Origin of the sequence: Rhodococcus sp. IEGM 1409 (assembly GCF_030056735.1) — a bacterium.
In the GTDB taxonomy this organism is placed as follows: Bacteria; Actinomycetota; Actinomycetes; order Mycobacteriales; family Mycobacteriaceae; genus Rhodococcus_F.
Window position 1 is genome coordinate 329226 of record NZ_JASHKN010000003.1, and the last position, 25682, is coordinate 354907.

General features: G+C 63.2%; 27 protein-coding genes and 1 pseudogene. 15 read left to right on the forward strand and 13 right to left on the reverse strand.

Features of this window, described 5'->3' with window-relative positions; translation table 11 throughout:
* Positions 1–69: 69 nt before the first annotated feature.
* The 3 genes from QM716_RS11455 to QM716_RS11465 all read left to right on the forward strand — a co-directional run bounded on the left by QM716_RS11455 (position 70) and on the right by QM716_RS11465 (position 6100).
* Positions 70–1641, forward strand: a complete 1572-nt coding sequence (locus QM716_RS11455; RefSeq protein WP_283304245.1) for an alpha/beta hydrolase — start codon at positions 70–72, stop codon at positions 1639–1641.
* A gap of 107 nt (positions 1642–1748) precedes the next feature.
* Complete coding sequence (locus QM716_RS11460) at positions 1749–3089, forward strand: glutamine synthetase family protein (RefSeq protein ID WP_003941637.1); 1341 nt, start codon at positions 1749–1751, stop codon at positions 3087–3089.
* Positions 3086–6100, forward strand: coding sequence for a bifunctional [glutamine synthetase] adenylyltransferase/[glutamine synthetase]-adenylyl-L-tyrosine phosphorylase (locus tag QM716_RS11465; RefSeq protein WP_283304246.1), 3015 nt, complete (start codon positions 3086–3088; stop codon positions 6098–6100). The genes QM716_RS11460 and QM716_RS11465 overlap by 4 nt, the downstream gene beginning before the upstream one ends.
* A gap of 9 nt (positions 6101–6109) precedes the next feature.
* Here QM716_RS11465 and QM716_RS11470 read toward each other — a convergent pair whose 3' ends face one another.
* Positions 6110–6970 (reverse strand): spermidine synthase, encoded by an 861-nt coding sequence (locus QM716_RS11470; protein ID WP_283304247.1) that lies wholly within the window; start codon positions 6968–6970, stop codon positions 6110–6112.
* A gap of 166 nt (positions 6971–7136) precedes the next feature.
* Here QM716_RS11470 and QM716_RS11475 point away from each other — a divergent pair, with 166 nt between their 5' ends.
* The 4 genes from QM716_RS11475 (at position 7137) to QM716_RS11490 (ending at position 10891) form a co-directional block, all read left to right on the forward strand.
* A complete protein-coding gene (locus QM716_RS11475) occupies positions 7137–8264 on the forward strand; it encodes an NDMA-dependent alcohol dehydrogenase (RefSeq protein WP_283304248.1) in 1128 nt (375 codons plus the stop codon).
* A 190-nt stretch (positions 8265–8454) separates the two neighbouring features.
* Positions 8455–9276, forward strand: coding sequence for an alpha/beta fold hydrolase (locus QM716_RS11480; RefSeq protein ID WP_283304249.1), 822 nt, complete (start codon positions 8455–8457; stop codon positions 9274–9276).
* Between the two features lie 43 nt (positions 9277–9319).
* Entirely contained in the window at positions 9320–10351 is a 1032-nt protein-coding gene (locus QM716_RS11485; protein WP_283304250.1) for a cupin domain-containing protein, read from the forward strand.
* Positions 10352–10369: 18 nt separating this feature from the next.
* The gene (locus QM716_RS11490; protein WP_283304251.1) at positions 10370–10891 is read left to right on the forward strand and encodes an amidohydrolase family protein; all 522 of its coding nucleotides are present in this window, start codon (positions 10370–10372) and stop codon (positions 10889–10891) included.
* A 72-nt stretch (positions 10892–10963) separates the two neighbouring features.
* Here QM716_RS11490 and QM716_RS11495 read toward each other — a convergent pair whose 3' ends face one another.
* On the reverse strand, positions 10964–11650 hold the full coding sequence (locus QM716_RS11495) for a GntR family transcriptional regulator (RefSeq protein WP_283304252.1): 687 nt from the start codon (positions 11648–11650) through the stop codon (positions 10964–10966).
* Between the two features lie 128 nt (positions 11651–11778).
* Here QM716_RS11495 and QM716_RS11500 point away from each other — a divergent pair, with 128 nt between their 5' ends.
* From QM716_RS11500 to QM716_RS11510, 3 genes are read left to right on the forward strand one after another with little or no spacing between them, the layout of a single operon-like run.
* On the forward strand, positions 11779–12699 hold the full coding sequence (locus tag QM716_RS11500; protein WP_283304253.1) for a sulfurtransferase: 921 nt from the start codon (positions 11779–11781) through the stop codon (positions 12697–12699).
* Between the two features lie 43 nt (positions 12700–12742).
* On the forward strand, positions 12743–13588 hold the full coding sequence (gene thiM, locus QM716_RS11505) for a hydroxyethylthiazole kinase (protein WP_283304254.1): 846 nt from the start codon (positions 12743–12745) through the stop codon (positions 13586–13588).
* Positions 13588–14697, forward strand: a complete 1110-nt coding sequence (locus tag QM716_RS11510; RefSeq protein WP_283304255.1) for an LLM class flavin-dependent oxidoreductase — start codon at positions 13588–13590, stop codon at positions 14695–14697. Before thiM ends, QM716_RS11510 begins: the two co-directional genes overlap by 1 nt.
* Here the strand turns inward: QM716_RS11510 and QM716_RS11515 are convergent.
* Complete coding sequence (locus QM716_RS11515) at positions 14690–15040, reverse strand: inorganic pyrophosphatase (protein ID WP_283304256.1); 351 nt, start codon at positions 15038–15040, stop codon at positions 14690–14692. The genes QM716_RS11510 and QM716_RS11515 overlap by 8 nt on opposite strands.
* A 2-nt stretch (positions 15041–15042) precedes the next feature.
* Entirely contained in the window at positions 15043–15822 is a 780-nt protein-coding gene (locus QM716_RS11520) for a helix-turn-helix domain-containing protein (RefSeq protein WP_283304257.1), read from the reverse strand.
* A 56-nt stretch (positions 15823–15878) separates the two neighbouring features.
* Here QM716_RS11520 and QM716_RS11525 point away from each other — a divergent pair, with 56 nt between their 5' ends.
* Both QM716_RS11525 and QM716_RS11530 read left to right on the forward strand, forming a co-directional pair.
* Positions 15879–16271, forward strand: a complete 393-nt coding sequence (locus QM716_RS11525) for a VOC family protein (RefSeq protein ID WP_283304258.1) — start codon at positions 15879–15881, stop codon at positions 16269–16271.
* A 439-nt stretch (positions 16272–16710) separates the two neighbouring features.
* On the forward strand, positions 16711–16860 hold the full coding sequence (locus QM716_RS11530) for a hypothetical protein (RefSeq protein ID WP_283304259.1): 150 nt from the start codon (positions 16711–16713) through the stop codon (positions 16858–16860).
* A gap of 305 nt (positions 16861–17165) precedes the next feature.
* On the opposite strand, the gene QM716_RS11535 is transcribed toward QM716_RS11530, so the two are convergent.
* The 6 genes from QM716_RS11535 to QM716_RS11560 form a co-directional block, all read right to left on the reverse strand.
* On the reverse strand, positions 17166–17552 hold the full coding sequence (locus tag QM716_RS11535; protein WP_283304260.1) for a nuclear transport factor 2 family protein: 387 nt from the start codon (positions 17550–17552) through the stop codon (positions 17166–17168).
* Between the two features lie 185 nt (positions 17553–17737).
* Positions 17738–18430, reverse strand: coding sequence for an SDR family oxidoreductase (locus QM716_RS11540; RefSeq protein ID WP_283304261.1), 693 nt, complete (start codon positions 18428–18430; stop codon positions 17738–17740).
* Between the two features lie 12 nt (positions 18431–18442).
* Entirely contained in the window at positions 18443–18565 is a 123-nt protein-coding gene (locus QM716_RS11545) for an SDR family NAD(P)-dependent oxidoreductase (RefSeq protein WP_283304262.1), read from the reverse strand.
* Between the two features lie 82 nt (positions 18566–18647).
* Positions 18648–19757 (reverse strand): NADH:flavin oxidoreductase/NADH oxidase, encoded by a 1110-nt coding sequence (locus tag QM716_RS11550; RefSeq protein WP_283304263.1) that lies wholly within the window; start codon positions 19755–19757, stop codon positions 18648–18650.
* A gap of 69 nt (positions 19758–19826) precedes the next feature.
* A complete protein-coding gene (locus QM716_RS11555; RefSeq protein ID WP_283304264.1) occupies positions 19827–20480 on the reverse strand; it encodes an NAD(P)H-binding protein in 654 nt (217 codons plus the stop codon).
* Positions 20481–20533: 53 nt separating this feature from the next.
* Positions 20534–20965 carry a VOC family protein gene (locus QM716_RS11560; protein WP_283304265.1) on the reverse strand — a complete coding sequence of 144 codons (432 nt, stop codon included), beginning with the start codon at positions 20963–20965 and terminating at the stop codon, positions 20534–20536.
* 125 nt (positions 20966–21090) lie between these two features.
* On the opposite strand from QM716_RS11560, the gene QM716_RS11565 reads away from it, so the two are divergent.
* Positions 21091–21759 carry a GntR family transcriptional regulator gene (locus QM716_RS11565; protein ID WP_283304266.1) on the forward strand — a complete coding sequence of 223 codons (669 nt, stop codon included), beginning with the start codon at positions 21091–21093 and terminating at the stop codon, positions 21757–21759.
* A gap of 188 nt (positions 21760–21947) precedes the next feature.
* On the opposite strand, the gene QM716_RS11570 is transcribed toward QM716_RS11565, so the two are convergent.
* Positions 21948–22568, reverse strand: coding sequence for a TetR/AcrR family transcriptional regulator (locus tag QM716_RS11570; protein WP_283304267.1), 621 nt, complete (start codon positions 22566–22568; stop codon positions 21948–21950).
* 97 nt (positions 22569–22665) lie between these two features.
* On the opposite strand from QM716_RS11570, the gene QM716_RS11575 reads away from it, so the two are divergent.
* Positions 22666–23052, forward strand: a complete 387-nt coding sequence (locus QM716_RS11575; RefSeq protein ID WP_283304268.1) for a nuclear transport factor 2 family protein — start codon at positions 22666–22668, stop codon at positions 23050–23052.
* 182 nt (positions 23053–23234) lie between these two features.
* Positions 23235–24314 (forward strand): NADPH dehydrogenase NamA, encoded by a 1080-nt coding sequence (namA, locus tag QM716_RS11580; RefSeq protein ID WP_283304269.1) that lies wholly within the window; start codon positions 23235–23237, stop codon positions 24312–24314.
* 23 nt (positions 24315–24337) lie between these two features.
* Here the strand turns inward: namA and QM716_RS11585 are convergent.
* Positions 24338–24528, reverse strand: a pseudogene (locus tag QM716_RS11585) (IS21-like element helper ATPase IstB); the annotation flags it as partial.
* Positions 24529–24616: 88 nt separating this feature from the next.
* Entirely contained in the window at positions 24617–25645 is a 1029-nt protein-coding gene (locus tag QM716_RS11590; protein ID WP_283304270.1) for an alpha/beta hydrolase, read from the reverse strand.
* Positions 25646–25682 lie beyond the last annotated feature (37 nt).

Here is a 25682-nt window from a genome sequence, read left to right on the forward strand (position 1 = left end):
CGCGTATCAGGTACGTGCCGAAACGAGGCGAACCGCTGGCTATCGCGGTTTCCTGGCACCATCGAGGGCATGTCGAAGTTCGTTCGCCTCTCCGGTGCCCTCGCCGGAAGCGCCGCAGTGCTCGTGTTGGTTGTCGGTTGCACTAGTTCGGAAGGCACTCCCGAATCAGTGGAACCCGCTGGTTCCGCCGCGTCCGCGGTGCCGTCCGGCCTGGAGAAATTCTACGAGCAGACGCTCGACTGGGGTTCGTGCGACCAGTTCGTCGAAGAAGGAACTGCGCCGCTGGGGCGTGGGATCGACTGCGCCGAGGTGAGCGTTCCCGTCGACTACGCGAATCCGAGCGGCGACACCGCGAAGGTGGTGATCTCGCGTTCGAAGGCAACTGGTGACCGCATCGGTTCGCTGTTGCTGAACCCGGGCGGGCCGGGTGGGTCCGGGCTGTCGATGGCGACGTCGGGTTCGGGCACCGAATTGCAGGAACGCTTCGACATGATCGGCTTCGATCCGCGGGGAATCGGTGCGTCGACCCCGCAGGTGCGGTGTCTGACGCCAGAGGAGATCGATGCGGAGCGTGCAGAGGTCAACGTCGACATGACGCCGGAAGGTATCGCCCTCGCCGAGGCGGACAGCAAGGACTACGCCGCCAAGTGTGCCGAGCGGACGGGTACGGAGTTCCTCGCCCACGTCGGTACCTACGAGGTAGTGCGAGACATGGACGTCATTCGGGGCGTTCTCGGCGATCCGAAGATGAATTACCTCGGATTCTCGTACGGCACCCGGCTCGGATCCACTTACGCCGAGACCTTTCCGCAGAATGTTCGAGCGATGGTCCTCGACGGAGCGCTCGACCCCGAGCAGGATCCGATCGACGAAGTGGTCTTGCAAGGTCAGGGTTTCCAGGGCGCATTCGACGCCTTTGTCGCCGACTGTGTCACGCGAACGGACTGCCCGTTGGGTGACGATCCGGCGCAGGCGCGGGCACGTTTCCAGGCACTCGTCGATCCGCTGATCGAGAAGCCGGCGGAGACCACCGACCCACGGGGACTCAGTTATTCCGATGCGATCACAGGTGTCCAACAGGCCCTGTATTCGCCGCAGTTGTGGACTCCGTTGCGTGGGGGTCTGTCGAGTCTGGCCGACGGACGCGGGGACTCGCTGCTCAATCTCGCCGACATGTACGAGGGCCGTGAGGACGACGGCAGCTACTCCAACATCAACGACGCGTTCAACGCCATTCGCTGCGTGGACGATCCGGCAACTACCGACCGCGCCGAGGCAGGCGAATCCGATACCCGGTACCGCGAGGCTGCGCCGTTCCTCGACGACGGACGCGGGACCGGTCAAGCGCCGCTCGACCTGTGCGCGTTCTGGCCGGTTCCGGCAACCGGCAGCCCCCACGCGCTCGACCCCCAGGCGCTCGCTCAAGCCGGTCTGCCGCAGTTGGTCGTCGTATCGACGACGCAGGATCCGGCGACCCCGTATCAGGCCGGAGTGGATCTCGCGAAGCAGTTGGGCGCCGCCCTCATCACGTTCGACGGAACCCAGCACACGGTGGTCCTGGACGGAAACTCCTGCGTCGACGATGCCGTCGTCGACTACTTCGTTTACCTGAAGGCTCCGGAAGAAGGTCTGACATGTTAGCCGGCGCGACGCCATACGCTGCGCCTATTCGATGGTGACCAATCACTCTGTTAACCGGGACCACTGATGTAACACAGATTTAACGTGGCTTGCTTAGTCTCGCGTGCATGGATCGCCAAAAAGAATTCGTGCTTCGTACCCTGGAAGAGCGCGACATTCGGTTTGTCCGCTTGTGGTTCACCGATGTTCTCGGGTACCTCAAATCGGTGGCGATCGCCCCCGCCGAACTCGAAGGTGCCTTCGAGGAGGGAATCGGTTTCGACGGTTCCGCCATCGAGGGATTCTCGCGAGTCTCCGAAGCCGACACCGTCGCTCGGCCCGACGCTTCGACATTCCAGATCCTGCCGTGGGCCCACAAGGACGGTGCGCAGCACTCCGCACGCATGTTCTGTGACATCACGATGCCCGACGGTTCACCGTCATGGGCAGATCCGCGCCACGTCCTGCGTCGCCAGTTGAGCAAGGCCAGCGATTTGGGCTTCAGCTGCTACGTCCACCCGGAAATCGAGTTCTTCCTGCTGGAGAACGGTCCGATCGACGGCACTCCGCCGATCCCAGCCGACTCGGGCGGATACTTCGACCAGGCCGTCCACGATTCGGCTCCGAACTTCCGCCGCCATGCCATCGACGCACTCGAGTCGATGGGCATCTCGGTCGAGTTCAGCCACCACGAGGCCGCGCCGGGTCAGCAGGAGATCGATCTGCGCTACGCCGACGCACTCTCGATGGCCGACAACGTCATGACGTTCCGGTACGTCGTGAAGGAGGTCGCGATCGGTGAAGGCGTTCGGGCGAGCTTCATGCCCAAGCCGTTCAGCGATCAGGCCGGCTCCGCGATGCACACCCACATGAGCCTGTTCGAGGGCGATACCAACGCCTTCCACAATCCTGACGATCCGATGCAGCTCTCCGAGACCGGCAAGGCATTCATCGCCGGCATCCTCGAGCACGCCAACGAGATCAGTGCGGTCACGAACCAGTGGGTCAACTCGTACAAGCGGCTCGTTCACGGGGGAGAGGCTCCTACCGCCGCGTCGTGGGGCCCGTCCAACCGATCGGCCCTCATCCGTGTCCCGATGTACACGCCTAACAAGGCGTCGTCGCGCCGCGTCGAGATCCGCAGCCCAGACTCGGCCTGCAACCCGTACCTGACCTTCGCGGTTCTTCTTGCTGCCGGCCTGCGTGGCATCGAGAAGGGCTACACCTTGCCGCCCGAGGCAGAAGACGACGTGTGGTCGTTGACCTCCGCCGAGCGTCGCGCCATGGGCTACAAGGAACTGCCGAGCAACTTGGACAGCGCTCTGCGCGAGATGGAGAAGTCGGAACTGGTGGCCGAAGCACTGGGCGAGCACGTCTTCGATTTCTTCCTGCGCAACAAGCGTCGTGAGTGGGAGGAATACCGCAGTCACGTGACGCCGTTCGAGCTCAAGACCTACCTCGGTCTGTGACGGTGAAACCGCCCGCTGCGAGATCAGCAGTTCCAGGACCGGGTCGACTCGGGCTGGTCGAGCCCACCGCTGCCGACGAGTTGCGTCAGCTCGGTTGGGTCGACGCCGAGAGCATCGAACTCTTGTGGTCGCTTTCGCGTGCCGCGAATGCCGATCTAGCTCTGCGCACCCTTGTGCGGATCAAGGACGGGCTCGGCGACGGGTGGCGCGAACTCGATCAGGCATTGCGCACGGACAAGGGCCTGCGCGGCCGTTTGTTCGCGCTGGTGGGTTCGTCGTCGGCATTCGGTGATCACCTGGCCGCGGATCCGATCGGCTGGAAACTGCTCGACGGCAAGGCTCTGCCGACCAAGGACGAGGCGACTGCAGCCTTGCTCGAGGCCGTAGGTGCCACCCTCGACGAGGGTGCTACCGAAGGCTCACTGACCTACCGCGCCACCGTGACCGGACCGGAAGCTGTTGTTGCTCTGCGTAAGAGCTACAAGGACCAGCTGATGCTCCTGGCCGCGGCTGATCTTGCGGCGATCGTCGAGAACGAACCGGTGGTGCCGTATCAGACTGTGGGGCATCAGCTCTCCGACCTGGCTGACGCTGCACTGACCGCTGCACTCGCGGTAGCCATCGCAACGGTGTGCCCTGAGGGCAGTTGTCCGATCCGGCTCGCAGTGATCGCCATGGGCAAATGTGGTGCGCGCGAGCTGAACTACGTCTCCGACGTCGACGTCGTGTTCGTCGCCGAACCGGCGGACGCGACGGCAAGCCGCGTTGCCGGTGAGATGATGCGTATCGGAACCTCCGCATTCTTCGAGGTCGATGCTGCGCTGCGTCCCGAAGGTAAGCGCGGAGAACTGGTTCGCTCGCTCGAATCCCACGTCACGTACTACAAGCGTTGGGCCAAGACCTGGGAGTTCCAGGCACTGCTCAAGGCTCGTCCGATGACGGGCGACATGGAGCTGGGTCGCCAGTACTCCGAGGCGATGAGCCCGATGGTATGGATCGCCTCCGAGCGCGAGGACTTCGTCCCGGAAGTTCAAGCCATGCGTCGACGCGTCGAAGAAATGGTTCCTCCCGAACTGCGCGAGCGTGAACTCAAACTCGGCCGCGGAAGCTTGCGCGACGTCGAATTTGCCGTCCAGCTCCTGCAATTGGTGCACGGGCGGGCCGACAGTTCGTTGCACGTGCAGAGCACTGTCGATGCGTTGACCGCATTGGCCGCGGGAGGGTACGTCGGCCGCGACGACGCCGCCAACCTGACTGCGTCGTACGAATTCCTGCGTCTGCTCGAGCATCGTCTGCAGTTGCAGAAGCTCAAGCGCACGCACACCCTGCCACCGCCGGACGACGAGGAAGCGCTGCGCTGGTTGGCCCGCGCCGCACACATGCGACCCGACGGTCGCCTTGATTCCCTCGGAGTCCTGCGCGCCGAGATCAAGCGGAACTCGCATCGTATTCGCCGCCTGCACGCCAAATTGTTCTACCGCCCGCTTCTCGAATCGGTGGCGCGGATGGACAAGGAAGCGCTGGTCCTGGGGCCCGAAGCCGCGGTTCGGCAGTTGGCCGCTCTCGGTTACACGGCGCCCGAGCATGCACTCGGACATCTGACGGCACTGACCAGTGGCGCTTCGCGCAAGGGTCGTATTCAAGCGCTCCTGCTGCCGACTCTGCTCGAATCCCTCGCGGACACACCGGATCCAGACGCCGGTCTGCTCGCCTACCGCAGGCTTTCGGATGCGCTCGTCGATCAGACGTGGTTCCTGCGCTTGCTCCGTGACGAGGCTGCGGTCGCCGAGCGTCTGATGACCGTGCTGGGGTCGTCCGCGTACCTACCCGACCTGCTCATCAAGGCTCCCGACGTGATCCGCTTGTTCGCGGATTCACCGAGTGGACCGCGCCTGGTCGAGCCGAAGCCCGAGGACGTCGCTCGCGGGATCCTCACCGCCTCCGGGCGACACAGTGATCCGAATCGTGCTGTTGCCGCGGCCCGTTCGCTGCGGCGACACGAACTTGCACGCATCGCTTCGGCCGACATCCTCGGCATGCTCGATGTTCCCGCCGTCTGCAAGGCGCTGTCCTCGGTCTGGGCGGCGGTGCTCAACGCGTCGCTCTCCGCTGTGATCAAGGCCAGCGTCACCGAACTCGGGACCGAGGCTCCCGCCAGTTTCTCCGTCATCGGCATGGGCCGATTGGGTGGTGGCGAACTCGGTTACGGTTCCGATGCGGACGTGCTGTTCGTGTGCGAACCCCGCGAGGGCGCCGACGAGACCGTTGCGGTCAAGTGGGCCAACAGCATTGCCGACAAGGTGCGTAAGCTTCTCGGGGCTCCGAGTACGGATCCGCCGCTCGAGGTCGACACCGGACTGCGCCCGGAAGGCCGCAACGGACCGATGGTGCGCACCCTCGAGTCCTACGACGCGTACTACGCGAAGTGGGCTCAGGCGTGGGAGATTCAAGCGCTACTTCGTGCGCACCCGGTGGCCGGTGATCCTGAATTGGGACTGCGGTTCCTGCACATGATCGACAAGACCCGCTACCCCGAAGGCGGAGTCAGCGATGCTGCGGTGCGCGAGATTCGACGCATCAAGGCGCGCGTCGATTCCGAAAGGCTGCCGCGCGGAGCCGATCCGGCGACGCACACCAAATTGGGTCGCGGCGGTCTGGCCGACATCGAGTGGACCGTGCAACTGCTGCAGCTGCGCCATGCCGACAGGATCGAGTCGCTGCACAATACGTCGACGCTGGAAACTCTCGACGCGATCGGCGCCGCGGAACTGCTCAGCGAAGGTGACGTCGAACTGCTACGTGACGCCTGGATCACCGCAACGAAGGCACGCAACTGCCTCGTTCTGGTCCGCGGCAAGCCGACGGACCAGTTGCCCGGGCCTGGACGCGTCCTCGCGGCGGTGGCGCAGGTCGCCGGATACGGCGACGACGCAGGGGAGTTCCTCGACAACTATCTGCGCATCACGCGTCGAGCAAAAGCTGTGGTGGAGAGGGTCTTCGGCGGCGAGTAGCGCTCTCGCTCAGTCCTGCCGAATCGACGCGTTCGCGGCGAACTTACGCACTTCGGTGTCCTGCCACACGTGGGCGGGAACGCCGCCGCCGAGTAGTTCGCGCGCGAGCGCGGGTTGCCCGCCGATCGGAACGTCGCTGCCCGCGATGATCATGTTGCCGTAGCGGCGACCCTTGAGCATTGCGGGATCAGCGATGATCGCCATGTGTTCGAACTGTGCGCCGATGGTCGCAGCCTCGCTCCGTGCGCCCTGGAGATCCGGGGTGTCGCCGCAGTTGACGATGTAGATACCGCCCGGTGCGAGTATGCGTCGTACGTGGGTGGTGAATTGTGCCGTGGTCAACGGGGTCGGAGTTGTGCTGCCGGCGAACACATCTCGAATCACGATGTCCCGGGTGGCCTCGGTGAGAGTTTCCGTGACGGCGCGGGCTTCGCCGACACGAATGCGCAGCAGTGGTGCGCGCGGAAGGTCGAACCAATCGCGCACGAGTTCTGCCAGAGCGCCGTCGATTTCGACCACCACCTGACGTGCGTCGGGGTAAGTGGCGGCGAAGTACCTGGCCATGGAGCAGGCACCGCCGCCGAGATGCAGGACCCGCAGACGCTCGGCCTTGTCACGTTCGGAATCGACCAGATGCGCGATCCACCGCATGTATTCGAAATCGAGCACCGTGGGATCCGCGACGTTCACGTGGGAACTGGGCACTCCGTTGATCTGGATGATCCAACCGTCGTCGGAGTACTGATCGCGGACAAGCTCACACGTCCCGGTGTCGATCGGGAAAGTGCCGGCAACGGGACCGGACTCGCCTCGCTCGGGAGTACTGCTGCGAGTTCTGGTCTTGCGCGTTCCCTTGGCCACTGTATCCATCTTAGCCGTGCGCCTTTTTGGTAGCGCCCACTACCAAAAAGGCGCACAGACCGGCGGTATTCTCGAGCTATTTCAGGCACACTCGTACTTGGAGTGTGATCGGTGACACAAATTCCGGCGCGTTCTTTCGTCGTCCGTGCATCACGAAGAATTTCGAGGAGTGCAGGTGAAGGTCAAGGCAGCGGTAGTCAAGGCGCCAGGTCAGGCGTGGGAGATCGAAGAGGTCGAGCTGGGGGACCCGGTCTCGGGTGAGGTGCAGGTCCGACTCGCCGCATCGGGACTGTGCCATTCGGACGAACATTTGCGTACGGGCGCCAGCCCGCTGCCCTTCTTCCCGGCACTGGGCGGGCACGAAGGTGCCGGAGTGGTGACGAAGGTCGGGCCGGGAGTTACGAGCGTCGAAGAAGGCGACCACGTTGTTCTCGCGTTCATCCCGGCGTGCGGACGTTGTCCCTCTTGCGCGAAGGGTCTGCAGAACATCTGCGACGAGGGAGCCGGCCTGTTGACCGGGCAGGCGATCTCCGACAAGACGTACCGCGTCACCCTCAACGACGAGCCGGTCATCCAGATGTGCCTGCTCGGAACATTCTCGCCGTACGTGACCGTCAACGAGGCGTCGGTGATCAAAATCGAGAAGGATATCCCGCTCGACAAGGCGGCCTTGCTCGGCTGCGGTGTTGCCACCGGTTGGGGATCGGCCACCGCGATCGGCGGAGCCAAGGTCGGTGACACGGTGGTGGTCGTCGGCGTCGGCGGTGTCGGAATCAACTCGGTACAGGGTGCGGCGTCCGCCGGAGCGCGGTTTGTGATCGCGATCGATCCCGTCGAGTTCAAGCGCGACAAGGCAAAGGAATTCGGCGCCACACACACGTTTGCCTCACTCGAGGAAGCGCTACCGGCGATCGGCGAGATCACCTGGGGCAAGATGGCCGACGTCACCGTGATCACCGTGGGTGAAATTCACGGTGACATCATTCAGCCCGCGCTCAGTGCGACGGGTAAGGGTGGCCAGGTAGTGGTCGTCGGAATGGGGCATTACGCGGATTCGCAGGTGACGCTCAGCCTCTTCGAGCTGACCCTTCTGCAGAAGCGTTTGCAGGGAGCCATCTTCGGTGGGGTCGGGCCACGGTCCCAGATTCCCAAGTTGCTCGATCACTACCGAAGTGGCGCACTCAAACTCGACGAGTTGGTGACCAAGACCTACAAGCTCGAGGAGATCAACGAGGGTTACGCCGACATGCTGGAGGGAAAGAACCTGCGCGGCATGATCGTCTACACCGAGGACGATTACTGATCGTTTGCATCTGACAAAACAGTCCGGCCCGACATCGCACTCCGCGGTGTCGGGCCGGACTGCTTTGCCCAGCGCTGGTGATTTCCGTCGATCGATGCGTCGATTGCGCCCGTAGTGGGCACACGCAGGGTGAGGGAGTCGGACAGTGTGTCCGGGCCCCACTCCACGACTCGACAGAGAAGAGCAGAGCATGCCCGACGTCACCACCTCCGACGGAACCGAGATCTACTACACCGAGCACGGCACCGGCCGGCCGATCGTCCTGAGTCACGGGTGGCCGCTGAGTTCCGACGCGTGGCAAGTCGAGATGAAGCTCTTCGCCGACGCCGGATACCGGACCATCGCGCACGATCGTCGAGGGCACGGTCGCTCGTCGAAGACGTACACCGGCAACGACATGGATACATATGCCAAGGACCTGGCTGAGCTGATCGACACACTCGACCTGAAAGACCTGATCCTGGTGGGCCATTCGACCGGCGGCGGGGAAGTGGTCCGTTACGCGGCGCAGCACGGCAAAGGGCGCGTTGCCAAGGTGATCACTGCCGGCGCCGTTCCACCGATCATGGTCAAGTCGGACAGCAACCCCGAAGGCACACCGATCGAGGTGTTCGACGGCATTCGTGAGGGAGTTCTGCGAGACCGATCGCAGTTCTACAAAGATCTCAGCGAGAGCTTCTACGGCGCGAACCGCGAAGGGGCCGACGTCTCGCAAGGGGCGAAGGACGACTTCTGGCGACAGGGGATGTTGGTCAACCTCGCCGCGGCCTACGACTGCGTCAAGGCATTCTCTGAGACAGACCAGACTTCCGATCTCGAAGCCATCGACGTTCCGGTCCTCATAGCTCAGGGTGACGACGATCAGATCGTACCGATCGGCGCAGCGGCGGAGAAGGCGATCAAGCTGGTGAAGAAGGGCACGCTGAAGGTGTATCCGGGCGCACCGCATGGAATTTACGGCTCATATCAAGAGACACTCGACCAGGACATTCTCGCGTTCATCGAGGACTGACGTCAGCGAGGCGGAAGGACCAGAGTCGAAAGGACCAAAGGCCATGTCTACACACGTTGCCTCACTACGTAATGGTCCCAGCGTCTTCGAGAACGAACTCGGATCGATCTCGCAGCTCGACTCGAGTTCGTTGGCGATCCTGTCCGGTCTGTCGATCAAGCGAATTGTTCTCGGCCCCGGCGCGATCCGCGAACCACAATGGAACGTCAACGCGAACCAGATCGCCTACGTCACCAGCGGAACCGTGCTTGTCTCGATGTTGGGTAATGCCGACGAGTTCGCCAGTTTCGTGGTGCGAACGGGGCAGATGTATCACGTCGAATCCGGGGCGATTTATCACATCGAAAACGTCGGAGAGGGGGAGGCGGAGATCATCGCTGCCTTGCGAACTTCTCTCCCGCAGCACTTCTCGTTGCATAGTAGCGTCAGCGCAATGTCGAACGCGGTACTCGGCAACACCTACGATCTCGCCGCATCAGCCTTCGATGTCTTCGGTAGAGCCGATGCGTCCCAGATTGTGCGGCGGGACGGCGCCGCCGTCGTTCCCGATACCGCCGGCTTTCCCAACGCGCATCTCTTCGATCTCGAAGGGCAGATCGCCCCTCTCGCTTATCCGTACGGACAGGCGAAGGTGGCGCGCAGGCAGTATTGGGCAGCGCTGGAGGATCTTTCGATGTACTCGTTGACTATTCGCGAGAGCGGAATGCGTGAGCCACATTGGCATCCCGTCACTGCCGAGATGGGATACGTGCATCGGGGTCGCGGGCGGATGACAGTTCTCGATCCCGACGGGTCACTCGACACCTACCAGCTCGAACCGGGCCAGGTGTACTTCGTTCCACGTGCCTATCCTCATCACATCGAGGTTATGGGCGACGAGAACATCAACTTCCTGATCTTCTTCGACCAGCCGACGCCAGGCGACATAGGCTACCGTGCAACGGCTTCCGCGTTCTCACGTGGCGTTCTCTCGGCCTCGTTCGGTGTTCCGGAACGCGATCTGCCACAATTTCCTACCACCCCGATCGATCCGCTCATCGTCTCGCGGAACAACCCGATCGACCACCAGGACTGACCGGCAAGGACGCCCATCATGACCAGCACGCTCACCGTGACCGATCGCGGGACGACGCTCGACTTCACGTACGAGGATGCCCTCCGTTATCACGGTCCGCAGGCCCCGGGAGGCGTGGCGCATGCCTACAAGGTTCTCGAGCGCGCACTCGGCGTGCTCCGCGGGGAGGGCTCCGTCGAGCGTCGTGACCTGGTCGTGGCCACCGCACATGGCGGACCAGGAGTGCGCGATGCGTTCGAGCTGGTCACGCGCGCGGTGACAGAAGGGCGGTACACCGTCGACAGTTCTCTGGCCAGGCTTGAACGAGGAAATACGCTCGCACTGTATGTATTTCGGGTCCACTATCGTGATGCGAGCGTCACGCTGACTATTCGTGAGGGATTTGTCGTCGACGAGTTCATCACTCTCTCTCGTAAAGGTGACCGGACGGCCGAAGACGAGGCGCGGCTGACGGTGCTCAAGCAGGAGATGGCGGACCGAGTGATGTCGAGCCCGGCCGAGAGCGTCTACGACGTCGAGGTCGGCAGGCTCTCGGCCTGACTGACGGCGGCGTTGGCGTCGGTGTGCCGAACTCTGGGCTGTCCGGAGTCAGCGACTCTGGGCTGTCTGGAGTCAGCGGCTTGCGAACATCTTTATCCGCTGGTCACGGCTGCGCTCGAGATGGTTGCGCATGTGGCCACGCGCCGACGATTCGTCCCGTGCGCGGATAGCGTTCAGGATCTCTTGATGCTCCGAATTGAGCAGGTCCGGTTCGCCGTAGTTCGACGGCGGTCCGCTGTCGTAGATTCGCAATTGGGTGGTGAGGCGGATCAGCAGTGAGGTGATCGTGGAATTGTGGGCGGCTTGCCAGAGTGCCTCGTGGAACTTGAAGTTCCCAGAACGAACCTCGGTGCCTTCCGTTGCAGTGCAGCAGAATTCGTGTAATCCGCCCAGTCGAGCAAGGTCGAGATCGCTGTGACGGAGTGCGGCGGCGCCGGCCGCTTCCGATTCGAGGGCAACCCGCGCCGCGTAGATTTCGATCACGTCCTCCGGCGTGCCCGAACGGACCCGAAAACCGCGGGCGGCTCGTTCGAGTAGGCCGTCGTGGGCGAGCCAGTTGAGTGCTTCCCGGATGGGGGTGCGGGATGCGCCGTACGATTCGCACAATTGGGTCTCGTGCAGCGGGGCGCCCTGGGGAAACTTGCCGGCCAGGATGTCGGCTCGCAGGCGCAGGTACTGCCTGGAGGTCTGATCGGACCGGCCGAGCGCAGCCTCCGGCACCAGTAGAGCGGTGGTGCTCGTATCGGCGTCGAGATCCATATGTCCCCATTCCTGTGCGTGCAAGCAGAGCGCGTTCAATTATGCCATCGGCGACGAGTGAGTACTTGCGTATACGCTAGTACTCATTTAGGTTCGTGGTTGTTCGTTTCCGAGGGAGAGGGTCCGAAGTGGCTGGAGAAGCCGCGTCGCCGCTGGTAAGTGCCGCTGAACTCGACGCAATGGTGCGTCAGGGAGGCGTCGCTGTGCTCGACGCGACGGTTCATTTTCCTCCCGCACGATTCGACGGCGATTACCGACCGGAATCCGGGTACGCCGACTGGGTCTCCTCGCACATCCCGGGTTCTCGACACGTCGACCTCATGGACGTCTTCTCCGAAAGGGGAGCGGCGCTGCATTTCACGCGTCCGTCACCGGAGCAGTTGGTTACCGATCTTCAATCCAGCGGTATCGAACCGGGTGCGACAATCGTGATCTACGACCAGGGATCGACCACCTGGGCATCACGGCTCTGGTGGGTGTTTCTCAACGCCGGCATCGAAGCAAGAGTTCTCGACGGCGGCCTCGCCGAGTGGACTCGACTCGGCTTCGATCTCGCGAGCGGCGACGACGTAACCCGCACGTCGGCTTCGACGCGGTGGAGCGTGACCGACCTCGGCCTGTGGGTCGATCTACCGCGCGTTGCCTCACTGTCCTCCGGAGAAGAAGCCGGAACGCTCGTGTGCGCCCTGGCGCCCGAGCAGTACGAGGGAACGGAGAGGACGCGGTATTCGCGACGCGGACATATTCCGTCAAGTGTGAATCTGTCCGCGAAGAGTCTTCTCGACGCCGATGCCCGGATGCTTCCGGCGGATGAAGTTCTGTCGAGATCTGCTGACGTTCTACCAGCCGTCGCCGAACCTGTCGTGATCTATTGCGGCGGTGGAGTTTCGGCGTGCTTGACCGCACTTGCACTGATCCGCAGCGGCCACGAGGATGTCAAAGTCTACGACGGCTCGTTGGAGGAATGGGCTGCAGATCCGACTCTGTCGATGGTTGTCGGCAGTGCGCCTGGTGGCGCGATTGCTGATGTTCGATGTCCGCGGTCCTGAATCGCCGCAGTCCCCGAATGCCTCCCGTCCTGAAGGAATTCTCATGTCTGACACTGTCTCTGTCGAAACCGTCGCGTCGGCGATCGACGCGCTCCGCGATCAGGTACCGCTCGTTCAATCGCTGACGAACATCGTTTCGGCAAACTTCTTGACCAACGTCCTGCTCGCTGCCGGCGCAAGCAATGCTCACATCGACAATGTCCACGAAGCGGGTGGGTTCGCTGCCATCGCCGGGGGAGTGCTGGTCAACCTCGGAACACCGGACGACGTAACGGCCGAAGCCTTCCTGGTTGCTGCTGAAGCGGCCCGAACTGCCGGTACGCCATGGGTTTTGGATCCCGTCGGTGTCGGCGGACTGCCCTGGCGTAAAGGTATCGCAGTGGACCTGTTGCGCTTTCACCCCAGCGCAATCCGCGGAAATGCTTCGGAGATCATCGCTCTGGCCGGACTCGGTGGCGACACCCGCGGCGTAGACAGTGCCTCCGACTCCGTCGACGCAGTGCCGGCCGCTTTGTCTCTCCTGAAGCATGCGGACGCAGTTTCGGCATCAGGACCGGTCGACTACATCGTCGGCCGCGATGCGGGCGGTGACACCCGGGGCATCCGAGTCTCCGGTGGCAGCGCAATGTTGCCGCGCGTGACCAGTACCGGTTGCTCTCTCGGCGGCCTTGTCGCCGCCTACCTCGCCGTGACGCCGACCGCACTGGACGGATTGGTTGCTGCGCACACGCATGTTGCCGTGGCATCGGAGATCGCCGAGGAAAATGCCTCAGGCCCAGGGTCTTTTGCAGTCGCATACCTCGATGCGCTCTACAACGTGAATGCCGACACCATCCGCTCGCGTGCCCGAATCGAATCGTTCGACCTGCCGGCTGGAGTGCAGAACTGATGGGCGTCAAGACTTTTTGGTATCTCACCCAGGCCGACGGGGATTACCCGTGGAGCCCTGGCGGACTGTATCCCGTGGACGGGGCCAGGCAGATCGAGCTCGCAAAGACCATCGACGACGGTGGATTCGACGGTGCTCTGGTTGCCACCTGGCCGAACGATCCCTTCATCTCGGTGACCTGGGCGGCAGCGCACACCACGCGGATGAAGTTCCTCGTCGCCGTCTACGCGAACATGACGCCGGCTCGACTGCTGGCGGAGAAGGCATTGACCTTCGACGCCTTCAGCGGTGGCCGATTGTTGATCAACTCGGTCAACGGACGCGAGAACATCCTGACCAAGTACGACATGAACGTGCCCCACGACGAGCGTTACGAGTTGGGGGAGCAGTACTGGGCAGACTTCCGCCGCATCTACTCCGAAGGGACCGAGTCGAACTTCCCCAACACGCCGCTGCGAATCGACGCGCCCACGGGGCATCAGGTTCCACTGTGGGGTACCGGTGATTCGCCTGCCGGCCTGGCAAATTCAGGCAAGGTGCTCGACACCTACTTGGTGATGCTGCGCGAAACTTCGTTCATCGAAGACAAGTTCTCTGCCGCACGGGCGGCGGCGGAGGCAGCCGGACGTGAGTTCACCGACTTCGGTGCGCTCACCGGAGTGATCGTTCGCCCCACCAAGGCGCAGGCGCACGACCGGTTCCGCTCCTTGTTCGAGAAGACAGGCGTCGAGCAGATCGCTGATGTCTTGGACAATGCAGTTCGTCGTCGTACTCAGGGGAAACAGGACCTCAAAACCTTCACTGCTCGCGACGCACAGCGGCAGGGCTGGGCGGACAAGATCGCGTCGGGCCGACTTCCGGAACCGGAGGAGTTGTACGTCGGTGACGGGCTGTACGCGGGTGTCACGGCGTGGTCGCCGCTCGACATCTTCGGCACCGGGTCATCGGCGGTGTACTACGTCGGCGATCCGGATTCGATCACGGACTCGGTACGCACGCTTCGCAGCCGAACCGGTTTGACTGCACTGATTCTGGCGGGCTGGCCGCTGATCGAGGAAGCGAAGTGGGTTTCGGAGTATCTTGTTCCGCGATTCGACGAACTCAGCTGACTTCGCGCCGCAGGATCGTGGCACCGAGACCTAAAGTGTCGCGGAGAAATGCTGCAGCAGTGTCGATTTCATCCGCAGTGCATTCGAGAAGGATTTTGACTTCCACGTCCTTCTTTACGAGGTCGGCAATAACAGCCACGGCAACAACGCCGGTGCCGACGGCCGAGCCTCGGAACAGATCGATCCCGTCGCCGTCCGCGCTGACCGTGCCGTCGAGATAGCCGTAATCGAGCGGATAGAGCGCAGCGTGGTACCGCGGGTGTGCCGACCCGCGGGGCCGATCGATCACGACGGTCGACGTGGCAGCCAGGTGATCGAGGGCTGAGAACAGATCTTCGTTCATGCTTACCGGTGCTCGCGCAATAGCTGAGTCGGTGTCAGGCCTGCCAGCGCTCGCGTATCGCGCGCGAGGTGGGCTTGGTCGGCATAGCCGGCGCGACCGGCCAGAGATGACAACGACAGATCTGCGCCGCGGCTGAGAGTCAACACATCCTGCATACGTTGCACCTTCTGAATCAGCTTGGGGGACAGCCCGACCGCGGACGTGATCGAGCGTCGAAAATGACGTTCGGAAACACCGAGGTCTGCGGCGATGTCCTGTACCGCGGTAGTGGGTGAGGAGATGAGCGCGGAGTAACCACGTTCGATTCCGTGGTCGGGTTCCAGTCCACGCCACAACTGGCCCAGTAGGCGAGCGTCGACTGCTTCGTGGCGAAGGGCGTCGGCAAGTACCCGCGCTTGTCGGGAAGTGAGGATGTCGTCGAAGGCGATTTTCGAATCCTGCACCGCATCGGCCGCTGCGCCGAGCAGGCTCCGCAGAGCGGGTGGATTGATGCGGATGCCCCACATGGTTGTACCGGCGGCGACCGAAACCAGGTCTGCAGTGGTGGCTGGTCCGACGAGCCACGACTTTCCGGCGCTGTTGACGATGAAGTCGGCGCAGAGATCGGGAAGAATTCGCTTTGCCTGCGTGGACGTGTCGGATTCGGTAGTGCTTTTCCACGTGCAACTGAAGAGGCCGGCCGAACCGGTGATCCGAGTCTCGACATAGGTGTGGCCGTTTTGTTCAAGACTCGACGTTACCGTCCGACTACCGTCAAGAGCGAGGGTGTCAGTGCCGGTCATCAGATCATCGTCACACACTCGCCGATCACTTCTCGACCCGAAACAGGAGAAATACCGTGTCCGTCTCTCCGAGACTCGATCTCGTCGGAATCGTCACCAACGATCTCGCTCGTTCCCTCGCGTTCTACCGAACCCTCGGGCTCGACATTCCGGAAACACCGGCTGATGCTCCGCACGTGGAGTTCACTTTTGACAGCGGGCTTCGGCTGGCGTGGGACGCGCTGTCCACCATTGCGAGCTTCGATCCTGACTTCGTTGTCGGGGAAGGTCGACACCCCGTCGCGTTGGCCTTCGATTTCGGGACACCCGCCGCAGTCGACCGGGCGTATCAGCGCATCACAGCCGACTTCCCCGGACACAAGGCGCCGTTCGATGCCGTGTGGGGCCAGCGCTACGCCGTTCTTCTCGATCCTGATGGCAATACCGTGGATCTCTTTGCCGCGCTCTGATTTCGAACGACGCCGGCCTCGACCGAATGTCGGTCGAGGCAGCCGTACAACGTCTTCGCCGAACTCGACGCACCGTTCGACGAGGAAACCGTCGAGCAGCTGATCGACCCCATCGCCGACTACGGCGGAGGAGTAGGACGCTCCGAACTCGGCCGCACCGAAATCGTGTTCACCCTGCCCGCAGACTCCGTCCGCCAGGCCAACACCACCGCATTGGCGATCCTCGACCATTCTCGGCGGCGACAACCGCCGCCTGAACCCAAGTAGTCGATGCCAGTTGATCGGGGGTAATGGCATGTCCTCCTCGCGTGTGGCTGCGGTACTGACCGCGGCGGTGTAGTGCTGTTCGGTGTCGTTGCCGGCGCGGCGGGGGCTGCTCATCGCGTCGCGGCCCGCGACGAGCAGGGCGGTCAGCGCGTGGCCGCATACGGGATCGTCGGTGACTGTCATGGAGACATCGCGAATTCGGGGGGTGCGGAAGCGGATCGACATGGAAGACGCCGCCGACGGCACCGATTTCCACACGCGCATCAAGCAGGACGGTCAGTGGAAGGTCATCGCCAAGGGTTTCCATCAGTACGGCATCTGACGACCACATTCTCGGTCGGGCAGCACACACAACATCCGCGCTGCCCGACCGATGCCGACGGAGTGTGAACCTCTGATGCACTCCCGGTTACGCTCGCTCTCGGCAGTTTTCGCCCAGGCTGGGGTCCATCACTTTTGAGGAAACCGAGTTCTTCCACAAACTATCAATCATTGTGCGCTCACGATATTTTCGCCGGGGTAGCACCGTGCGGGGTGAGACGTCACGGACCAGCCCGATCACATCGCGTGGCCGGGCGTACTCGAGATACTGAAGACGAGGGATCATGAGCACGCCCGACGAGATTGTCAGCCTTCGTACTGGTGATAGACCTTGGCGATGATTTTCCACTGACCGTCTTGCTTGAGGAGAGTGTGGAAATCGGTGTAGTCGGCGCCGATCGCGTCGTTTTCCATATCGACCTTCACTACGGCCGTGGTGGGTGTGATCCCGATGATGTCGACTCGGGTGGCGATTTCCGGAGCGGTGCCGTTGTCGTTGACGAAGTCGTAGAGGTTGGAGATCGGGCCTGCCATGGGCACTCCGTCGGTGAATCCGTACATCACGGCATCGTCGCTGAAGGCTTGTGCCAGTTCGTCTGCCTTGCCGGTCCGAAGGCCGTCGATGTAGGCCTGAACCGTGGCGATGACGGCGTCGTACTCGGCGGTCGGAATGATCTTGATGTTCGTTGTCATGGGTTCTCCTGATGTGTTGGGCGATCTGTTATGTCGGCGTTCGTGCCGACGAGCGCTGAGGGGTGTGGGGTGTGGGGTTTTGCGTCGTCTTCATCGATGTTGCTGGCCAGGATGCCGTTCAGGCACTCCTCGGACAGGCTGGATGTCAGGCCGGTAATTCGAGCGCGGAGTCAAAAAGAAGAAGGTCAACTAGGCCTCGGCAATCTGGAGGTGTGGTGGCGGGCCCGCTGAAGGCCATTCGCCACACATGCCCTGATCAGAGCCCAATTCCTACCAGTTCTGGCGGGTGGGGGAGATGACCAGGTCGTTGACTGTGACGTCGGCGGGTTGATCGAGTGCGTAGACGAGGGCGTCGGAGATGGACTCGGGGCTATAGCCATGGCGTTGAGCTCCTGTGCGGCTTGCCGTCCGGCAGGGTCGGTCACCTGGTCGGCCCAGCCGGTGTCGATGACGCCGGGGCTGATCGTGGATGCCTTGATGCCCGCGTGGACGCTGAGTTCTTTGCGCATGGATTCGGTCATGGCCTGCACGAAGAACTTCGTCGCGCTGTAGACACCGGCACCGGCACCGACCTGGTGCCCGGCAACCGAGTCCATGTTCAAGATGTGGCCGGACTTCTGGCGGAGCATGACGGGCAGGACGGCGTGGACGCCGGTGAGATAGCCGCGGATATTCACGTCTAACATCCGGTTCCAATCGTCGAGCGCGAGGTCCTTCCGGTACGAGAACAGCATCAGGCCCGCGTTGTTGACGAGGACGTCGATACGCCCGTAGGCGTCGACGGTGAAGTCAGCCAGCGATTGCATGTCTGCGGCATCGGTGACGTCGGCGAGCCTGGCGACGGCGGTGCCGCCGGCGTTCTCGATGTCGGCGACCAACTGGTCCAGGTCTTACTGTCCGCGGGCGGCGGCGACAACTTTGGCGCCGCGCGCGGCGAGGGCCTTCGCGCTGACAGCGCCGATACCGGACGATGCGCCGGTGATGACGACGACCTTGTCCAGAAGATGGTTCATTGGGGGATCTCCTCGCGTGCTGGTTGAGTGCGTCTTCCCTGGCGAGGGCTGCGTGGCAAAAGTTGCCTGGAGAGGCGCGAGGTCAGTGCTTGCGGCGCTTGACGACGTAGGCGTACTGGTCGGGCCAGCGAGGCTCGGCGTCGAGTTCGAGCGCGGCATGCTGAGCCCAATAGGGGTTGCGGAGCAATTCACGGCCGAGGAAAACCGCGTCGGATTGTTCAGCGGCGATGATCTCCTCTGCCTGCCGCGGCTCGGTGATGATGCCGACGGACGCCGTGGGGATGTCGGTGGACTGGCGAACTTGGGCAGCGAAAGGCACCTGATAGCTCGGTCCGGGGGCGATCTTGGCGTCGCGGACCATGCCTCCGGTGGACACGTCGAGCAGGTCTACACCGCGGGCCTGGAGTTCCTTGGCGAGGCGGACGGTGTCATCCCCCGTCCATCCTTCGCGCTCGTCCTCGGAATTTTCCGTCAGCCAGTCGGTGGCCGAGGTGCGGAAGAAGACCGGCAAGTCCTCGGGCCACACGGCACGGACGGCTTCAACGACCTCGAGTGCGAAGCGGATCCGGTTCTCGAAGCTGCCGCCATAGGCGTCGGTGCGGTGGTTGGACACCGGGGAGAGGAAGGAGTTGATCAGGTATCCGTGGGCGCCGTGCACCTCGGCGATCTGGAATCCGGCGTCCAGTGCGCGCCGGGCGGCGTCGGCGAAGTCCTCTACGAGTTGCCCGATCTCGTCCACGGTCAGCTCGCGCGGGACAGCGAGTCCGTCGTACGCAATTGGGCTGGGCGCCACGGGTTGCCAGCCGCCGTCAGTCTCGGGCACGTATCGATCGGACAGCCAGGGCTTGTCCGCGGACGCCTTGCGCCCGGCGTGCGCGAGCTGGATGGCCGGGACGGCACCATGCCCCTTGATGGCTTCGGTGATGCGGGTGAACGCCTCTTGCTGGCGGTCGTTCCACAGGCCCAGGTCCCAGGGGCTGATACGCCCGTCGGGCCGGACGCCGGTGGCTTCCGCCATGACCAGGCCGGCGCCGCCGGCGGCGCGGGAGGCCAGGTGGGCGAAGTGGAAGTCGGTCGGCGCGCCGGTATTCGGGCCGTCGGCGTCGGCGGAGTACATGCACATGGGGGACATCCAGACCCGATTGGGTATTTCAAGGGATCGAAGGGTGAGGGGGGTGAACAACTTGCTCACGATATTTCTCTCTCGGTTGGGGAAGGGCGAGCCGCAGGAAAGCCGGACGTTGGGGTAGCTGGGAAGCGTTCAGCGGGCTGTGAGGGTAGCCGCGGCGTCGCCGACGGGGGTGTCGCCGGAGGTGAGCTCTAGGATCACGCGGTTCAGGGTGGGCTCGTGGAGGGCGGCGTCGATGAACGCGGCGACGTCGTCGCGGTGCACGTCCCCGTACTCGACGGCGGGGCCCGCCGTGACCCGACCGCTGCCGGGGGTGTCCAGGAGGGTTCCGGGACGGACGATCAGCCAGTCGAGGTCGGTGCGCGTCAGGTACACGTCGGCGGTCTTCTTGACTTTGACGTAGTGCTCGAAACCCTCGCTGCTCTCTCCTCCGCGAAGTGCGTCGGGGAAGACCGAGACGAGGATGAACCGAGACACCCCTGCGGCGGCAGCGGCATCGGCGGCCTTCTCCAGGCCCTTGCCGTCGATGAGCGTTGTCTTGTCCATGCCGGTGCCGTGCGCGCCGGCAGTGAAGACCACGGCGTCGTGGCCCCGCATCTTCTGGGCCAAGTCGTCGACCGAGTCGGCGATGAGATCACCGATCACCGGTGTTCCGCCGGCCTTCCTCACAGTCTCGCCCTGAGCGGGCCCGCGATGCATGCCGGTCACCGAGTCGCCGCGGGCGGTGAGGAGTTGGGTGAGGCGGCGGCCGACTCCTCCGGCCGCACCGATCTGGAATACCTTCATGAGTTTGTCCTTGTCTGTCGAGTGGTGAGAGGGAGCGCTGTAGCGTCCGCCGGTCAGGAAGTGAACACCTGGGAGTCGTCGGCAAATGCCTTGAACTCCAGTGCGTTGCCGGCCGGATCGAGGAGGAACATCGTCCACTGCTCGCCCTTCTGGCCCGCGAAGCGCACGTAAGGCTCGATGACGAATTCGGTATCCGCCGCGCGCAGTCGCTCGGCAAGCTGCTGGAAAGTCGGGATTGTGAGGATCAGCCCGAAATGTGGCACCGGGACGTCGTGACCGTCTACCGCGTTGCGTATGCGCGGGGCGCGTTCCGGTGCCAGATGCGCGACAAACTGGTGGCCGTGCAAGTTCCAGTCCACCCAGGTCTCCGCGCTGCGCCCCTCGTCCAGGCCTAGTACGTCGCCGTAGAAACGGCGCGCTGCGGCGAGGTCGTCGACGGGCATGGCCAGGTGGAAGCGAGGGATAGGGGAATCGAGAACAGTCACGGCATCGCCTTTCTGTGTATGTGTGGCGGACCCAGAAGGCCCAGTGACTCATTGTCCCAATGTTAACATTGGGACAATGGTGAAATGTTAACATTAGGACGTTCAAAGAGGAAGGCACGCCAGACATGAGTGATCAAGGCAAAGTGTCCCCGGCTCGCCGTCGCGGACTGTCGGATGAGGTCGCCGACCGGATTCGGGAGGCCGTCTTCAATGGGGCCTACGCGCCCGGTGCCCAACTGCGCGAGGTGGAGCTGTCCGCTGCGATGGACGTCAGTCGTGGCCCGGTGCGTGAAGCACTGCGGGTACTCGAGCGCGAGGGCCTGGTCCACTGCGAGTGGCATCGGGGAACGACAGTGACGGCACTCTCTCCCGAAGATGTCGCCGAACTAGACAGCCTGCGTGGGGCACTCGAAGATCTGGCTGTCCGCCGAGTGATTGCGCGCGCCTCGGACGAAGATCTTGCTTCCCTCGCCAAGGCAGCCGAGATGATGAAGTACGTCACCGACGCTTACGAGATGGTGCGGCTGGATATTGCTTTCCATGACGCCGTTTTCGCGGCCGCCGGCCATCAGCGTCTCGCGGATGCGTGGGATGGCATACGGTGCCAGGTTCATCTGTTCTTGCTCACTCGGATCAATTTCAGTACCGAGGGTTACCTCGGTTGCATTCCGCGTGAGCACGAGGAGCTCGTCACTGCGCTGCGCTCCCGTGACACCGACGCCGCGCTCCACCTCTTCGCTGTGCATCGTCGCCACGCCGTCGACGTAGTGGCCGGAAACACTAGCGTCAACTGACGTCGCCCAGAGCAAAATCGCCTGCCCAGTGAGTGCGATGGCCGATCGGCGCCGAAGATCGTCTGCGTGCTGAACGAGTTATCGGGCTTGTGAAATCTCCGTGCCCAAGCAAGGTCGGTCAGCCTCAAATGGAGGAGCGTTGTGGGCCGGCCTGCGGGCAGTCTTCCCGCGCCCGCCCTGTCGTTGCCCTATTCGGTTTCTGGGATCATCGGCATCCCCGCGGCGACCAGTCGCCGCAACATGTCCGGTGGGACTCCGTCGTGCGCCCGGATTGCGAGACCGTCGACGACCACACTGACGGTGTGTGCGAGTGCGAGCGTGTCGGTGCCGGCGGGGATCTGCCCGTCTCGAATGCCGAAGTCGAGTTTGGCTTGGATGCGGCGTACCCCGTTCTCGCCGATAGCCGTAAGCGCGCGTGCGACGTCGGTGTCGCGGTCTTCCAAGCTGACAGAGGAGAGGGTGACCAGGCATCCGAGATGGGTCCCTGGTTCGGAGACCACGTCCACGGTGTCATTGAAGAATCGGCGGAATGCATCATGGACTTGCGGTTCCCGCTCGAAGGCGTCCCATACGGGTTGCCAGAAGGTGCGCTCGTAGTAGTCGACGACGTCGAGGAACAGCTGTGCTTTGCTGCCGAACGCCGCGTACAGGCTCGGGGGGTTGATCCCGATGCCTGCGCACAGTTGGCTCACCGATGTCGCCTCGTAGCCGTGCTTCCAGAACATGTCCATTGCGGTCTCAATGGCCTGTTGTTGGTCGAAGCCGCGGCGTCGCCCGCGCGTGGTGTCTCGCGGCATCGCGTTCGACATGGGCAGCCTCCCGGCGAGTTGACGTTTCACTGTAGTGGTCACTAAAGTACCATCTGTAGTGACCACTACAGAAAACCGTTGAACTCAAGGAGTGCAGATGCCCGAGAAGACCTACGTCGAGGAATACAACGCGGTGCTGGAAACGCTGGCCAAGTACATCGAGGGCTGCGCGAAGGCCGACAGCTCGATCATGCGGCCAGCCTTCCACGCTGACGCGGTCATGTTCACCACCGCTGACTCCGCGGTGACCCGTGTACCCGCGCACAATGCGCTGTTCGATGGGATCGACAACGACTTCAAGCCATCGAACCCGAACTCGGCGGTCGTGACCGTGGACCTCGTGGGTGATGTCGCCAGCGCGCGGATCGACACCGACGACCTCGACGGGTTCAGCTTCACTGACTTTTTCCACCTGCTCAAGGCGGGCGGCGAGTGGAAGATCGTGGCGAAGACCTTCTACACGCACTCCACTCCCGCGAGCTGATGCACGCCGGTACCGGGACCGTCGCTTTCGGCGCCGCCCCGGTGTCCTCCCGACGTGGACCCCGCTCGACTCGTCCACCCGAAAGCAGTACTGATAACCACAACATGACCGTGCTGTCGGGATCTGTGATTCGACGCACGCTCGATCCACTAGCTTGTCGCTAGCAGTCTCTAGGAGCCTTCTTGTCTGCAATATTGTTGGAGCCCTACTCGATTCGTGGAGTGTCATTTCGGAATCGCATCGTGATGTCGCCGATGTGTATGCACTCCGCGACCGCGGCGGGCGTCGCTACCGACTTCCATGTCATGCACTACGGCGCTCGTGCGCTTGGCGGCGCCGGCCTGGTAATGACCGAGACGGCAGCAGTTCTCCGGAACGGCCCGATCGGCCCCGGTGACCTAGGGATCTGGGATGACATGCATATTCCGGCGCTCCGGCGCATTGTCGACGCCGTCCACCTGGTCGGCGGCCGGATCGGTGTGCAGATCGGCCACGCCGGTCGTCAGTTGGGTCTCCCCGAGTTGACTGCGGTTGCCCCGTCGCCGCTGGCCTGGGGCCCAGATTCCCGGACCCCCCTAGAGCTCACTCAGGACGGTATTGCTGAGGTCGTCGGCGCGTTCGCCGCTGGCGCCCGGCGCGCGAAAGAGGCGGGGTTCGACGTAGTTGAGGTGCATGCTGCCCACGGTTTCCTTCTCAACCAGTTCCTTTCCTCGCTGTCGAACAAGCGTACCGACGAGTACGGCGGAGACCATGCCGGCCGGTACCGTATCGTCCGCGAAGTCCTCAACGCAGTCCGCTCCGAATGGAACGGACCCTTGTTCGTGCGGATCTCCTCGACCGACTACGTGGGGGGCGGCAACACCCCGGAGGACTTCATCGTCTTCGGCGGGTGGATGAAGGAGCAGGGCGTCGACCTCGTCGATGCGTCTTCCGGCGGCAGCGCGCCGGTCAAGGTTTCGCCATTCCCCGGCTATCAGGTCCCCGCAGCAGAGCTCATCCGCCGGAAGGTCGGCATACTCACCGGCGCCGTTGGACTTATCGAGACCGGCCGGCAGGCGGAAGAGATCCTCCGAAACGGCCGCGCCGACCTGGTCTTCGTCGGGCGCGAGATGCTCAAGGATCCGTTCTGGGCCCGCACCGCCGCGGACGAGCTACGGCATCCGATCCAACCACCGGCGCAGTACACCCGGTACGGGTCCGCGTGGCAGCGCGCCTTGCCGCCGGTGCCGGCCTCCCCGTTGGTCGACACCGTCGCCGCCTAGGCGCGGCACTCGCCTCATTTCGCACGGCCGAACGGCAGATTCGAAGTCAGAATCAGTGAGGCATGCTCGTAACGAGCCGTAGTCCCGCCAACTCTGCAGGTAGCTTTCCTCCGGCGTGCGCGGCCTTGAGTCTGGCCATCCAATCGACGGCGGTAGCGAATGCAACCCGATGTCCGGACTGAGCCGCTTTGATCCCCAGCCCGATCGCCAGATGCGCCGCGGTGTCGACGGACACCAAATCTATTGAGTGACCGCCGATCCAGCGGACAACTGCGGTTGTCGGTGATCCAATAGTTGTCAGTTCACCAAGCGTTGAGGGTGTCGAGGATCTGGCCTCGGGCCTTCCACAGTTCCGCGCCCCAGTACGGCCACGAATGAGTGCCGTTGGCCGGGAAGCTGTACGTTGCCGGAATCCCCAGGGAGTTCATGCGCAGCTGGAATGCCCGCGAGTTCATGAGGGCAAGGGCTTCGAGGCCGATAGCACTACCGGTATTCACGAAGTCGACGGGCCGACGCGGTTGATCGAACTGCCCGGGTAGTCCGCTCGCGGCGGCGATGTACAGCGAGAGCCCATTCAGTTCGGGTGCAAACACGAACGGGTCGTTGCGGAGCCAAGCGGGGTTCCATGGCGGTCCCCACATTGCATCGACATTGAAGGACCCGGCGCTGACCATGGCCACGCGGATCGCTTCACGCATGCCTGGAGCTGAGATGTTGAGGTATCCCGAGAGCGATCCGGCGAACTTGAACTGATCGCGGTGATAGGCGGCGAGCGTCAGTGCCGCGCTGCCACCCATGGACAATCCGAGCACACCGTTGTTGGTTCGGGAGACGCCGCGCGATTCCAGATAGGCGGGAAGTTCCTGGGTGAGGAAGGTTTCCCATTTGTACGTGACCGGCTGGCGATTCAAATTGCTGTTCGCGTACCAGTCGGAGTAGAAGCTGGACTGCCCGCCGACCGGCATGACCAGGGTGACGTTGTCGCCGCGATACTGCTCGAGAGCGTTGGTTTCGAAACTCCACGCGTTTCGGTCGTCGCGTGCTCGTAAACCGTCGAGAAGATAGAGCGCCGCGTTGCCGCCGCGCGAAGCCCATTGGATCTGAACCTTGATCGGACCCATCGAGGAGTCGACGAATACGTCCTCGTTACCACCGGCCGGGGCGGTGCGCGCAGGTGCTGCGGTTGCTACTGAACCGCTGATCAGACCTGCCGTCAGGGGGAGCGCGAGTGCTGTCGCTGCGAGGGTGAGGATCCGACGCTTGATTCGTTTCGAAATGCGCTTCTTCGAAGAATCTCGCTGGCTTGCAAGATTTGTGTGTACCTCGTGCATAAATCACTCCCGCCCCAAAGGTGCTTGCACACCGAAA

What these genes read in the sequence shown, in the direction of transcription:
- QM716_RS11455 (WP_283304245.1), top strand. Translation starts at nt 70, where the DNA reads ATGTCGAAGTTCGTTCGCCTCTCCGGTGCCCTCGCCGGAAGCGCCGCA.
- QM716_RS11460 (WP_003941637.1), top strand. Translation starts at nt 1,749, where the DNA reads ATGGATCGCCAAAAAGAATTCGTGCTTCGTACCCTGGAAGAGCGCGAC.
- QM716_RS11470 (WP_283304247.1), bottom strand. Translation starts at nt 6,970, where the DNA reads ATGGATACAGTGGCCAAGGGAACGCGCAAGACCAGAACTCGCAGCAGT.
- QM716_RS11480 (WP_283304249.1), top strand. Translation starts at nt 8,455, where the DNA reads ATGCCCGACGTCACCACCTCCGACGGAACCGAGATCTACTACACCGAG.
- QM716_RS11485 (WP_283304250.1), top strand. Translation starts at nt 9,320, where the DNA reads ATGTCTACACACGTTGCCTCACTACGTAATGGTCCCAGCGTCTTCGAG.
- QM716_RS11490 (WP_283304251.1), top strand. Translation starts at nt 10,370, where the DNA reads ATGACCAGCACGCTCACCGTGACCGATCGCGGGACGACGCTCGACTTC.
- QM716_RS11495 (WP_283304252.1), bottom strand. Translation starts at nt 11,650, where the DNA reads ATGGATCTCGACGCCGATACGAGCACCACCGCTCTACTGGTGCCGGAG.
- thiM (WP_283304254.1), top strand. Translation starts at nt 12,743, where the DNA reads ATGTCTGACACTGTCTCTGTCGAAACCGTCGCGTCGGCGATCGACGCG.
- QM716_RS11510 (WP_283304255.1), top strand. Translation starts at nt 13,588, where the DNA reads ATGGGCGTCAAGACTTTTTGGTATCTCACCCAGGCCGACGGGGATTAC.
- QM716_RS11515 (WP_283304256.1), bottom strand. Translation starts at nt 15,040, where the DNA reads ATGAACGAAGATCTGTTCTCAGCCCTCGATCACCTGGCTGCCACGTCG.
- QM716_RS11520 (WP_283304257.1), bottom strand. Translation starts at nt 15,822, where the DNA reads ATGACCGGCACTGACACCCTCGCTCTTGACGGTAGTCGGACGGTAACG.
- QM716_RS11535 (WP_283304260.1), bottom strand. Translation starts at nt 17,552, where the DNA reads ATGACAACGAACATCAAGATCATTCCGACCGCCGAGTACGACGCCGTC.
- QM716_RS11545 (WP_283304262.1), bottom strand. Translation starts at nt 18,565, where the DNA reads ATGAACCATCTTCTGGACAAGGTCGTCGTCATCACCGGCGCATCGTCC.
- QM716_RS11555 (WP_283304264.1), bottom strand. Translation starts at nt 20,480, where the DNA reads ATGAAGGTATTCCAGATCGGTGCGGCCGGAGGAGTCGGCCGCCGCCTC.
- QM716_RS11565 (WP_283304266.1), top strand. Translation starts at nt 21,091, where the DNA reads ATGAGTGATCAAGGCAAAGTGTCCCCGGCTCGCCGTCGCGGACTGTCG.
- QM716_RS11570 (WP_283304267.1), bottom strand. Translation starts at nt 22,568, where the DNA reads ATGTCGAACGCGATGCCGCGAGACACCACGCGCGGGCGACGCCGCGGC.
- QM716_RS11575 (WP_283304268.1), top strand. Translation starts at nt 22,666, where the DNA reads ATGCCCGAGAAGACCTACGTCGAGGAATACAACGCGGTGCTGGAAACG.
- QM716_RS11590 (WP_283304270.1), bottom strand. Translation starts at nt 25,645, where the DNA reads ATGCACGAGGTACACACAAATCTTGCAAGCCAGCGAGATTCTTCGAAG.